Annotated in this window: 10 protein-coding genes and 1 other RNA gene; 3 read left to right on the forward strand and 8 right to left on the reverse strand. The window is 37.4% G+C overall.

Annotation, left to right across the window (positions count from 1 at the left end):
• The first annotated feature begins 270 nt into the window (after positions 1-270).
• On the forward strand, positions 271-579 hold the full coding sequence (locus ACQV2P_RS07005; protein ID WP_428874256.1) for a hypothetical protein: 309 nt from the start codon (positions 271-273) through the stop codon (positions 577-579).
• A 96-nt stretch (positions 580-675) separates the two neighbouring features.
• Here the strand turns inward: ACQV2P_RS07005 and recD2 are convergent, their stop codons facing one another.
• The 4 genes from recD2 to ACQV2P_RS07025 form a co-directional block, all read right to left on the reverse strand.
• Positions 676-3,090 (reverse strand): SF1B family DNA helicase RecD2, encoded by a 2,415-nt coding sequence (gene recD2 / locus ACQV2P_RS07010; protein ID WP_428874257.1) that lies wholly within the window; start codon positions 3,088-3,090, stop codon positions 676-678.
• Positions 3,091-3,225: 135 nt separating this feature from the next.
• Positions 3,226-4,368, reverse strand: a complete 1,143-nt coding sequence (mnmA, locus tag ACQV2P_RS07015; protein ID WP_428874258.1) for a tRNA 2-thiouridine(34) synthase MnmA — start codon at positions 4,366-4,368, stop codon at positions 3,226-3,228.
• A gap of 91 nt (positions 4,369-4,459) precedes the next feature.
• On the reverse strand, positions 4,460-4,798 hold the full coding sequence (locus ACQV2P_RS07020) for a cysteine desulfurase (protein ID WP_428874259.1): 339 nt from the start codon (positions 4,796-4,798) through the stop codon (positions 4,460-4,462).
• 14 nt (positions 4,799-4,812) lie between these two features.
• Positions 4,813-5,955 carry a cysteine desulfurase family protein gene (locus ACQV2P_RS07025; protein ID WP_428882476.1) on the reverse strand — a complete coding sequence of 381 codons (1,143 nt, stop codon included), beginning with the start codon at positions 5,953-5,955 and terminating at the stop codon, positions 4,813-4,815.
• Between the two features lie 142 nt (positions 5,956-6,097).
• Here ACQV2P_RS07025 and ACQV2P_RS07030 point away from each other — a divergent pair, with 142 nt between their 5' ends.
• Positions 6,098-7,369, forward strand: coding sequence for a replication-associated recombination protein A (locus ACQV2P_RS07030; RefSeq protein WP_428884903.1), 1,272 nt, complete (start codon positions 6,098-6,100; stop codon positions 7,367-7,369).
• A 144-nt stretch (positions 7,370-7,513) separates the two neighbouring features.
• Positions 7,514-7,696: non-coding RNA, 6S RNA (gene ssrS / locus ACQV2P_RS07035), on the forward strand.
• Positions 7,697-8,080: 384 nt separating this feature from the next.
• Here the strand turns inward: ssrS and pyrR are convergent.
• The 4 genes from pyrR to ACQV2P_RS07055 form a co-directional block, all read right to left on the reverse strand.
• Positions 8,081-8,620, reverse strand: coding sequence for a bifunctional pyr operon transcriptional regulator/uracil phosphoribosyltransferase PyrR (pyrR, locus tag ACQV2P_RS07040; protein ID WP_428894803.1), 540 nt, complete (start codon positions 8,618-8,620; stop codon positions 8,081-8,083).
• Positions 8,621-8,737: 117 nt separating this feature from the next.
• Positions 8,738-9,946 carry an acetate kinase gene (locus ACQV2P_RS07045; protein WP_428874397.1) on the reverse strand — a complete coding sequence of 403 codons (1,209 nt, stop codon included), beginning with the start codon at positions 9,944-9,946 and terminating at the stop codon, positions 8,738-8,740.
• A 580-nt stretch (positions 9,947-10,526) separates the two neighbouring features.
• The gene (locus ACQV2P_RS07050; RefSeq protein WP_428894804.1) at positions 10,527-11,519 is read right to left on the reverse strand and encodes a hypothetical protein; all 993 of its coding nucleotides are present in this window, start codon (positions 11,517-11,519) and stop codon (positions 10,527-10,529) included.
• Between the two features lie 175 nt (positions 11,520-11,694).
• Positions 11,695-11,966 (reverse strand): LPXTG cell wall anchor domain-containing protein (locus ACQV2P_RS07055; RefSeq protein WP_428894805.1); only part of this gene is annotated, 272 nt, incomplete at its 5' end.

Raw genomic sequence — 11,966 nt, forward strand, 5'->3', positions numbered from 1 at the left:
TTTAGTAATATAGCAATTTTTATAAAAAAGGTCAATCCTGAATAAAAAAATCTTGCCAGTTAGTATATAATCATTAATAGAAAGTTTTTCATTGAAAAGTAGGTGATCGTACGATAAATTCTTTAGTAAAAGCCTAGGCATCCATAACACCTTTAGAAAATCAAGGAATTGAAGAAAGATAGAAGTTGTAACAAGTTATATAATTAATCTTGAGGACCAGTTATTAAATTAAAATTAGCTAAATAATATTTATAAAAGGTGGTGAAACTTATGAATAAAGATAATCACAAGAAAGATTTAAAAATTGAAAACATTTTGAAAATCTTTCCAATTATAGGCATGATTGGCGTAATCATAATTATATCCGTCTTGCTATCAGGCTTGCCTAAGTCTAATCCACTTTTTTCGATTGGATTGTCCTTAGGGTTAGCTTTACTTTTTATTTCAACAGTAGTGTATATTGCCACATGGCTGATGGAAATAAATTTAGCTTATAGTAGAAAACAATATTCTCTGATGGCCATCTTGATAATCGTCGGCATCCTTTCTGTTTTATTTGAAATTATAATCAATAGATAATGCGATTGAAGTTTTAATTATCAAAACCCCCTAAAGAAACATTCTTTAGGAGGTTTTGCTAGTTACTATTAAAATCACACAAAGAAAGCTTTATTACTATACAAAATCTTCCGGCTTGAGTCCTTCCATGCCAATCATGGGATCGACTTGCCAGATGGTTTGGTCATTTAAGACAAAGCTTGCTTTTGACATTTTACTTTCTGCTACTTGAGTAACACTTGCTGTATCATCCTCTTGCTTTTTGCTTTTTGTCAGCTCACGCTTCTTTGCTTGCTCAGTCAAGTTTAATTGTAAGTATTCAGCTAATTTGGTTTTGCGTTCTATTTGAACTTGTGAAACCGCCTTATTAAAACTTTGAGGGTTCCCTACCATGACTAAGGATTTGACCGCCCTTGTCACAGCAGTATAGATGATGTCCCTTCTTAACATGCGTGAATAGCGATCAACCAATGGTAAGATGACTAAGTCATATTCTGATCCTTGTGCCTTATGAATGGAACAACAATAAGCCAGAGTCAGCTGATCCAGTTCATTTTTACGATAGTGGATTTCATTGTCATCAAAATCAACAATCACTTCTTCCACATTATTTGAACTTTCTTTTGCCGTTAAGATAGCAGTTATCTTGCCAATATCCCCATTGTAAACACCCTCTTCTGTATTGTTTACCAGTTGAAGAACCTTGTCTCCTATACGGTAGACTTGGTCAAAATGTTTTATCTCACGTTTTTTTGAACTAGCAGGATTCAACATTTCTTGCATCAAGTCATTGATCTGATTGATGCCGCCTGGTCCCTTATACATAGGGGCTAGGACTTGTAGCGTTTGGCTATTAAAGCCTTTTTTAATTGCTGCTGCTACAATCTGTCCAACCACATCACTGACTTGCTGAGCAGAGCAAGGGATAAATGAACGGTCATTATGCTTGGCTAAAAAATCCTCTGGCAGATAGCCTTGACGTATATGGTGAGCTAAATGAACGATGGATGAATCATCGGACTGACGATAAATTTTGGATAGCGAAACAGTTGGAATCAGACCCGAATCAATCATATCTGAAAAAACTTTACCTGGTCCTACTGAGGGCAGTTGGTCCTTATCCCCGACAAAGACTACTTGCATTTCATAGGGAATGGCTTGTAGCAACCAATTCATTAACCACACATCAACCATTGACATTTCGTCGATAATTAAAAGGCTGCCATCAATTATCATCGGTTCAAAGTCTCTTAGCGTCGACTCACGATTATAACCAATTAAGCGGTGAATGGTAGAAGCTGGCAAATGAGAAGTTTCTTGCATCCGTTTAGCCGCCCTGCCTGTCGGAGCCGCCAAACGGATTGGAGAATCAAAATTATCCTCATTTAGATCGGCCAGATCATAGCCATGTAAGATAGCATGTAAATAAATGAGTCCTTGTACCAAGGTTGTTTTTCCGGTTCCTGGACCTCCTGTAATAATAGAGAGAGGGGATTGAATGGCTAATTTTAATGCCTGCTGTTGCTCTTGATCATAGTCAATTTTAATTAAGGCCATAACATCCTCAATGGCTTGATCAATCTCTTCTGCTTCAAATCGCTTAACTTGTTCAGCCATCAGATAGTCGTGAATCTTTTTACTACTTCCGTACTCTGCGTAGAAAATTGAGGGAATGACAAGATCTTCTCCTAGCACTAACAGCTGGTCTTGAATAATTGCAAGATCCAACCCCTTGGTCAATAAATCATCCTCAATCAAAAAGGGGCGACTTTTTTCTAGGAGGTCGCGTGCAGTTCTCAACGAATCCGGTATCGGTACATAGGTATCTCCTTGATCGGTAGAAATTTGTGCCACCGCCATGGTAATAGCTGAAGCAATTCGTTCAGCGGCGTCGGGTTGAATGCCTAATTGTTCTGCTAACTTATCGGCCTTAGTGAATCCGATTCCTTCAATCTCTATTACTAATTGATAGGGATTTTCTTTTATTTGTTCCAGTGTATTCGATTGGAATTTCTTATAGATTCTATCTGCTAAATTAGGACCAAAGCCCCATTCACTTAACTGCATAAAAATACGTTCTGTTCCTTGAAATTTTAAAAGACTGGCCCTTAATTGATTGGCAACTTTAGCTGTTAAACCACTCACTTTGTCTAAAGCATTGGGATCATCAAGGATTTGATCAATTGCCGTTTCCCCTAATGACTCTACGATTTTTGTGGCTGTTTTAGGACCTACTCCTTTGAAACGATTGCTGGACAAATAATCAATTAAGCCCCTGCGTGAAGTCGGCATCAATTGCTGGTAGCGAGTGACTGAAAATTGCTGTCCAAAACGTGGGTGGTGGACTAATTTTCCAAAAAATTGATAGGGCGTATCGTAATGGATCGTAGTAAATTGACCCGTAATAACCAATTCTTCGTCTACCAAGAGACTCGTTTGATCTAAATCTACACTAATGCGCAAGACCTTATAAAAATTTTGGTCATTTTCGAAGATGGTACTTTCCACGCTACCTACTATTAATTCTTCCATCCACTCTCACCTCACTTGTATGTCTTATTATATCAATCTTTTTTATTAAGAACTAGAGCTTGCCATTCAAAGCTTGCCTAAGACTCTTAATATGTCCATAAAAAAATCACCCTAAATGCTCAGGGTGACTGACAGTTAAATATATTGCCGCATTTGATTATCTTTATAGGCCGCATCAATAATGCCACCTCCTAGACACTCTTGGTCTTGGTAGAAAACTACCGCTTGTCCAGGCGTAATGGCTCGTGCTGGTTCATCAAAAACCACTCGTGCTTTTTTCCCTTGGTCATAAATCGTCACTTCTGCTGGAACATCTTCTTGACGGTAACGAAATTTAATAGTGCATCTAAAAGTCCGATCACTCTTATCACCATCTGTAAAAGAAAGATCCGAAGCTTCTAAGTAATCAGCATATAAATGCGGATGGTGGAAGCCTTGGCCTACATAAAGTGTTTGAGTAGCCATGTCCTTGCCAATCACAAACCAAGGCTCATTGGAGCCATTCGATCCAGTAGATCCGCCTATACCTAAACCATGTCTTTGCCCAATTGTATAGTACATCAATCCCATATGGTCGCCTTTCACTTCACCATCTAAAGTTTTCATTTTACCCGGTTGGTTGGGTAAATAATTAGATAGAAATTGGTTAAAATCTCTCTCTCCAATAAAACATACCCCAGTAGAATCTTTCTTCTTAGCGGTTGCTAAGCCTGCTTGGGCTGCAATTTCACGCACTTGTGTTTTTTCCAAGTGTCCAAGTGGGAATAAAGCTTTTTGTAATTGCTGTTGAGATAATTGATTAAGGAAATAAGTCTGGTCTTTCCTTTGATCCGATGCACGCAACAAATGAACCTGTCCTTTGTCATCTCTTGCTGCTTGGGCATAATGACCCATGGCAATATAATCCGCCCCTAATTCGGTGGCATAATCTAAGAAGGCCTTGAATTTGACTTCTTTATTACACATAACATCCGGATTGGGTGTTCGTCCCTTGCGATATTCACTTAAAAAATATTCAAAAACGCGATCCCAATATTCTTTTTCAAAATTAACTGAATAATAGGGAATACCAATTTGTTCAGCGACTAAGGCAACATCTTCATAATCTTTGGTAGCCGTACAAACACCATTTTCATCCGTATCATCCCAGTTCTTCATGAACAGACCGACCACGTCATAGCCTTCTTCCTTTAGTAATAAGGCGGCTACCGAAGAATCGACACCTCCTGACATACCTATCACTACTCGCGTTTGTGCTTTATCTTTTGTTGGAGTCATTGGGTCTTCCTTTCTTTTAATATTTATATAAAGATTAAAAACGAACTCACCTTGAATGGAAAGTCCGTTTAGATACATTCAAAACTATTTTCTATTTTACTTCAACTAGAACGTTTCGGTCAACAAATCCGTCGAAAATGAAATTTATTTTTTCAATTACCATCTCGTTGTTGGCCAGGCTGAACACATTAACCGCCTGCAAACCGTTAGAATTTACGGTTGAAATTTTTAACCCATTTAAATCAGCATTAACAGTTACCTTTAAAACCAAACCTGTACGATGTGTCGAATCTAATTCTCGTTTGTATAAGTAGTTACCTCCACGTGTTTCATTGAAGCCATTATCTCTTAAAGTATAAGGTCTACATTCTGGACTGACTTCAAAAGTTCGATTGAATCCTAATAATTTTGCTTCTGGTGTAAATGCCATTGTTCTACTCCTTACTATTTATTTATTTTTATAATTGCTTCAATTAATTGATCAATCTCATTTTTAGTCGTATAACGACCAAATGAAATTCGAACACTCTCTTGCCAACGCGCTGGGTTATCTGGGTAATAAGCAGTTAGAATGCGACTGGGTTTTACTGAACCGGCTGAACAAGCGGATCCTGCTGAAAGATAAATGTCTTGCATGTCCATTTGAATAATCAACTGGCTAGCTAATTTTCCTTTAAACCAAATACTGTGTATGCGGTTATTATGATGATTAAGATCACCATTTCTTTGATAGTTAATGCTCGCTTCATCTAATCGTTGAAAAAAATATGCTGTTAGTTCTTTAAAATTTCCTTGTAGTTCTTCATACCCCTGATACATCAACTCCAAGGCCTCCACCATACCTAAAATATAAGGAAGGTTTTCAGTTCCTGAACGCTTAGTATATTCTTGATCACCACCTAATAATAAAGGATCTAAGGTCATTTCTTTGTTCCAAGCCTGATAGACCAGAAAACCAATTCCTTTTGGTGCATAAAATTTATGACCTGACCCGTTGAAAGAGCTACAAGGAAAATTTTGTGGGTTAATCGGTTGATAACCAACAGCTTGAGTGGCATCAACATGGAACCAATAGCCCTTTTGCTTAGCATATTGACCTAGGTCTTGGATAGGAAGTTGAGAACCCACTTCATTATTTACTGCCATAGCTGTCCAACCGATGGTCGTTTCTTTACTGGCTTCAATAAATTGCTGTAGTGTGAATTGATGGTTAGAGTCCGGCTGAATTCGGCTCACTTCAAACCCTCTGCTTTCTAAATCAAGAAGAACCTTATCCACTGCTGAATGTTCAATTGCTGTGGTAACAATATGATTACCTAGACCTAAATCACGTGCTCGAACAGCTTGTGATCGCAGTGCCCAATTGATGGCCTCTGTTGCACCGGAAGTGAAGTACAAATCAGCGTTTTCATCTAATTTTAACAACTCTTTTAAGCGTCGACGCGCTAAGGTCAACTTATTTTTACTTGCCTTTCCTAGCTTATATGTAGCAGAAGGGTTTCCAAAAGATTCTGCTAAAGCATGAGAAATTCGTGCTTGAACACGGAGGTCGACTGGGGTTGTCGCTGCATAATCAAAATATATCATTGCCTCACCTTTTCATTCCTAATACAACTATTATAACGTATTTTAATGATTTTGAAAGTGTTTACTTATAGAAATAAAAGGCGTATATTAATCAAAAAGAGCCTTTTGTGGTAAACTATACACATTATAAGGAGGTTTCCTAATGCAACAACCTTTAGCTTATCGCATGCGGCCGCAGCACATTGATCAAGTCTTGGGACAAACTCACCTTGTAGGATCTGGCAAAATTATCCGTCGAATGGTTGAGGCCAAACGTCTTTCTTCTATGATTCTATATGGTCCACCAGGTACCGGAAAAACTTCGATTGCTGCTGCTATTGCTGGTACTACGGAATATGCTTTTCGTCATTTAAATGCAGCAACTGATGCAAAAAAAGATTTAGAAGTTGTCGTCACTGAAGCCAAAATGTCAGGTACCTTGATATTACTATTAGATGAAATTCACCGTTTGAACAAGCTTAAGCAAGACTACTTGTTGCCTCATTTAGAAAACGGACGGATTATTTTAATAGGTGCGACTACTGAGAATCCTTACATTTCGATTAATCCTGCCATTCGCTCACGTACTCAAATTTTTGAAGTCAAACCTCTATCCTGTCAAGAGATTCAAGAGGGGTTACAAAGAGCGATTAAGGATGTTGATCATGGCTTGGGCAAGTATCCAGTTGAAATTACCAAAGACACCCTTGAACATTTTTCATCTGTAACAAATGGCGACATTCGTTCAGCCCTCAACGCATTAGAGTTGGCCGTTCTTTCTACAGCTGAAAACGATCAGGGTAAGATTGTAATCACGCCAGAAATTGCTGAAGAATGTTTACAGCGTAAACGATTAAGCCATGACAAAGATGGTGACAATCACTATGATGTCATCTCTGCTTTTCAAAAGTCAATTCGAGGATCAGATGTGGATGCGGCTATGTATTACTTAGCTATTCTTTTAGAAGCTGGCGAATTAGTCATCGCTTGCCGACGTTTGTTAGTTATTGCCTATGAAGATATTGGTTTTGGCAATCCGCAAGCTACTCAACGAACAGTAGCGGCTGTTGAAGCTGCTGAAAAGTTGGGCCTACCAGAAGCACGCATACCTTTGGCTTTCGCTGTGGCAGATTTAGCCTTAAGTCCTAAATCCAACACCTCCTACCGTGCCATTAATGCGGCCCTGGCGGATATTGAAGCTGGACACACAGGCCCAGTACCAGACAGCTTAAAAGATGGACATTATGCGGGAGCAAAAAAATTAGGTCGCTCCATCGGCTATCAAAACCCTCACGATTATCCCAATCATTTTATCCGTCAACAATATCTTCCCGATCCCCTTAAAAATAAGCAATACTTCAAAGCCGAACCAACAGGAAAATACGAAGCTGCTATTAACCAATACTATCAAGAAATAAAAAAACAGCAAAATTAGCTTTACATGAAGGTTTAGTTATGAGTTTCGATTTTTCTTTCTCAATACAATAAGCTACTAACGACTAATATTGTAAATGCTTTCATTTTTTCAAACAAAACTATTGCAATTCAATCTCATCGTGTTATACTAGGTACATAGGAAATATATCTGATGTGTTCGAGAGATAGTCAATGTGTTGACCGAACATTTTACATTAGGGATTCTTCAATCGAATACCTATGACAAGCCATCGCATGTGGAAGTCAGAAGCATTTCGTGAGAACCCCACCTGATTGCTAGCGGGTTCAACCTAGCTTTATTGAATCGGCACGATTCGGATATATTTTGAGAGCTGGCAATTGCCAGCTCTTTTTTAATGAATCTTTAGATAGAATTGAGGTTAATAATGCTACAAGCTTTGCTCTATGCCTTCCCATCGATATTAGTGATTTTGGCCCTCTATATTTTTTACTTCCGACATTCCTTACTAAAATTGCTCAAGCTACAAGACCTTAGGATTTTCAATTTAATCGCACTAACCTTTTTTTTATTAGCTATTTTAGGCTTTATCTTAATCTATTTACAATTAAAAATTTGGAGTCTTGTCTGGCTAGTCCTTGTTTTGATTTTGATTACCATGGTCTCTGTGCTCATCTACTTTACTCTTAGGTCGCATTAACTCATTCAAATTAAAAGCCCTTCAAAGCTAATAACTTTGAAGGGCTTCGTTTATTTACGTAAGATAACGACTTCTTCTGCTTGGTCTACTTCATTTAATTTGACTGCCACTTTTTCTTCGCTGGATGTCGGGATATTTTTACCGACGAAATCAGCGCGAATTGGGAGTTCACGATGACCTCTATCCACCAGTATTGCCAATTGAATTTTGGCTGGACGATCTGACGATAGAATCGCATCCAGTCCTGCTCGAATGGTTCGACCTGTATATAAAACATCATCCACCATAATCACAACTTTATCACGCATTGAGTGAGAAAAGTGAGGGGGTTGAACAACAGGTGCTTCATTTTTAAACTTGTGGGTCAAATCATCACGGTAAAAAGAAATATCTAACTCTTCTAGCTTTACTTGAATAGCTTCAATTTGCGAAATTTTTTCAGCTAAACGATGGGCTAAATATATGCCTCTTGTTTTAATTCCTACTAATACTAATTCTTGGACGTTCGGATTCCGTTCGACAATTTCGTGGGCCATTCTCTTTAGAGTTCTATTGATCGCTTGCTCATCTATAATAATATTTTCAGCCATTCATGTGTCTCCTTCAGTTTGGTATCTCTAGACTTCTTTATTTTCTTCCCTTAATAATATACCAAAAGAACGTCATTCTCAAATGAGAATAACGTTCAAACCAACTTATCTTAATGATTATTTTTGATTTTTAAGACGCTCAACGTCACGAGCAATCGCAATTTCTTCGTTAGTAGGAATGTTGATAACTGTTACCGTAGAATCATCTGTAGAAACGATGGCTTCTTGGCGTGTGTTATTACGCTCTTCGTCAATCTTAACACCCATATAACCAAAGTTTCTCATAGTGATTTCACGTGTTTCTTTAGAGTTTTCACCGATACCGGCAGTAAAGACAATCACATCTACACCATTCATCACTGCTACATATTGTCCAATGTATTTAATAATACGATTGAAGAAAATATCTAGAGCTAGTTGTGCACGTTCGTTTCCTGCTTCTGCAGCTTCTTCCACATCACGCATATCGGATGAGACACCTGAAATACCGAGTAAACCAGATTTTTTATTGAAGATAGTTACCATCTCTTCAATGCTTTCAATACCTTCCTTTTGCATGATGAATGGAATTGCAGATGCATCGATATCACCGACACGTGTTCCCATTGTTAAGCCAGCTAGTGGAGTGAAGCCCATTGAAGTATCAACAGATTTCCCTTTCTCCACAGCAGTAATTGAAGCTCCGTTCCCTAAATGACAAGTGATAATTTTAAGATCTTCAATGGGCTTACCTACGATTTCAGCTGCACGGTGGGCCACAAATTGGTGACTTGTCCCATGAGCTCCATATTTACGAACGGAGTAATTTTCATAGTATTCGTACGGAATGCTGTATAAATAATTTTCAGCCGGCATTGAAGTATGGAAAGAAGTATCAAAGACTGCTGCCATGGTAGCATGTGGTAATTTTTCTTGGAAAACACGAATTACGACTGCTTCCGCAGGGTTATGTAAGGGGGCGAAATCTCCCAATTCTTCAATGTTTTTGATAACTTGCTCATCTACTAGAGTAGACTCCTTGAAGAGTTCTCCACCAGCTACTACACGGTGTCCGACACCGGTAATTTCTTCAAAGTTTGTGATAACTCCTAAGTCTAGAAGTTTAGTTAGTAATAAATCCACTGCACGAGCATGATCTGCAATATCTTCGACTATTTGAAACTTTTGATCTTCACCATTAGCGTCCGTATATTTAATTTCTAATTTTGAATCGCTTAATCCAATACGTTCAACTAATCCTTTAGAAACCACTGTTTCTTCAGGCATCTCTATGATTTGGAATTTCAAACTTGAAGAACCCGCATTAATCGCCATTGTTTTAGACATTTACAATTTCCCCATTTCTTTGTTAGTTCATATAGGTCTAGTATATCATGTTTATCCTTACACCGTAAACACTGATTCAAAATTTTGTGAAGTTTTTAATAAAGTTTGCTCTGTCCTTCAAAAGTTTAATAATTATTAACTTACTGATAATAATAAAGAATTAATGAATTAAAAAACTTTTTTGGCGCTTTCTATTGATCCCTATCATGCTCTGACTATTTTTAGGATAGCCAATACTTTATTGTGCTTGAGGGTCAAAGTGATGAGTTTTATTAAGATTAAACTCATATAATCAAGGTCTCAACTTGCCCATCACAACAATTACTCATCAACACCCATTTTTCGACTTTGTTACCCGCTAAATAGCATAATTATACCTTAAATTTTCCGTCATTTTACATACAGGCTGGGTGGCTTTTTCACTGGCTGATGGTCCATATAAAAGTGTTCTGAACAATAGTTAGAATATATTTTTCTTCAGTTGTTCCCACCTTTAGAATTTGTCCCTTTTTCATTAACACCATTCAAAGACTCTTTATCATACCTTAACTCTCTTTATCCGATGGTATTTATATTTTCTTTAACTTTTTACAAAAGTTTTGCTAATTGTACCATCAGGATTTTCTATGATAACTAAATGACCTATTTCTCCCTTATCATTTTGGCTAGGTTGAATAGAATATTCAACTTTCTCAATGGCTTTGTCATGTAAAATATATTCAATCGAAACCAATTCTCCATCTCCATTTTTTAAAGTCATAGTTGTTCCTATGGTGTTTCCTTCTTTATCTTTAAATGCTGACTGTTCAATAGTAGGGACTTTTTCATTTTTTATAAAGGTTTCTTTTTTCAACCCCTCTGCATTCGTAATTATAATTAAATAACCTCGATCCCCGTTTTCGTCTTTATCATAAGTGATTTTAACATCTGGGGCTGTTTCTTGTTTGCCAATCAAAATATGTTCGTTCAATAAAACTCGCTCTGCATCATCTTTAACTAAAACAGTGTATCCTATAATACTTCCTTGATTATCCTTAAAAGGGATTTTTTCGATGGTTGGAACTTTTTTGTTTTCCACAAAAACTTCTTCAAAGTCACCATCTGGTTTATAAATAATCACTTTATGACCCGTTCCCTCAGCAATAATTTTAAGCTCAGGTTCTTTGCCATCGGGATCATTTAAAATATGGTGAGTGGCGATCAACTTTTCTTGGCTATCTTTGATGACAAATGTTTTGCCAATAATTTGTTCTTGAAAATCCTTCAAATCTTTAGTTTCAACAACTGGTTGCTCATTTTCAAGATTACTTGACTTGTTTTCTAAAAATATCTTCTCTTCTTCCCCGGTCGGCTTTAAAATATTGACCGTGTATCCATACACACCCTCTCTTTCTGATTGATTCACATTAACTTTTACTGATTTCCCATTGTTATCATTCAAAATGTTCTGACTTAAAATGATATTTCCTTCATTATCTTCAATAATAATGGTCTTACCTATATCATTGCCCTCTCCATCTTTGATTGGCTTTTTATAAATAATCGGTGATTCTCCATAAAGTATGTTTTCCATAACTTCTATCCTCCTCAAGAAACTATAAAGCTATTAAGCTCAATCATTTTTATATAAATAATCATATATCTTTCTGTCTTTAAAAACAACTCGCCCATTTAAAAACTCTCTTCATCCATTTAAGAATGAAGAGAGTCCTATTTAAAGATCTTACACTAGCGTCTTAGCCTACAGTTTATTGATTCTCACTTAGGCGTTTTTTTAATTCTGCTACAGAAATTCCTAAGCCCATTGCCAGTAAAGTAAGACCCATTGCTACGTATTCTCCTTCATCAGAACCAGTATTAGGCAGTAAAATCCCTGACTTATTGACAGTTACTTCTTCACCCTTAGGAGTAGTCTGGTCTAGATCTGGCGTTGGATCTGGATTTGGCGTTGGATCTGGATTTGGCGTTGGATCTGGATCTGGTGTTGGATCTGGATCTGGCGTTGGATCTGGATCTGGCG

Source organism: Facklamia sp. P12932 (assembly GCF_050409545.1).
GTDB lineage: Bacteria > Bacillota > Bacilli > Lactobacillales > Aerococcaceae > Facklamia.

Coding starts and splice junctions, on each gene's coding strand:
- ACQV2P_RS07005 (WP_428874256.1), top strand. CDS start 271: ATGAATAAAGATAATCACAAGAAAGATTTAAAAATTGAAAACATTTTG.
- recD2 (WP_428874257.1), bottom strand. CDS start 3,090: ATGGAAGAATTAATAGTAGGTAGCGTGGAAAGTACCATCTTCGAAAAT.
- mnmA (WP_428874258.1), bottom strand. CDS start 4,368: ATGACTCCAACAAAAGATAAAGCACAAACGCGAGTAGTGATAGGTATG.
- ACQV2P_RS07020 (WP_428874259.1), bottom strand. CDS start 4,798: ATGGCATTTACACCAGAAGCAAAATTATTAGGATTCAATCGAACTTTT.
- ACQV2P_RS07025 (WP_428882476.1), bottom strand. CDS start 5,955: ATGATATATTTTGATTATGCAGCGACAACCCCAGTCGACCTCCGTGTT.
- ACQV2P_RS07030 (WP_428884903.1), top strand. CDS start 6,098: ATGCAACAACCTTTAGCTTATCGCATGCGGCCGCAGCACATTGATCAA.
- pyrR (WP_428894803.1), bottom strand. CDS start 8,620: ATGGCTGAAAATATTATTATAGATGAGCAAGCGATCAATAGAACTCTA.
- ACQV2P_RS07045 (WP_428874397.1), bottom strand. CDS start 9,946: ATGTCTAAAACAATGGCGATTAATGCGGGTTCTTCAAGTTTGAAATTC.
- ACQV2P_RS07050 (WP_428894804.1), bottom strand. CDS start 11,519: ATGGAAAACATACTTTATGGAGAATCACCGATTATTTATAAAAAGCCA.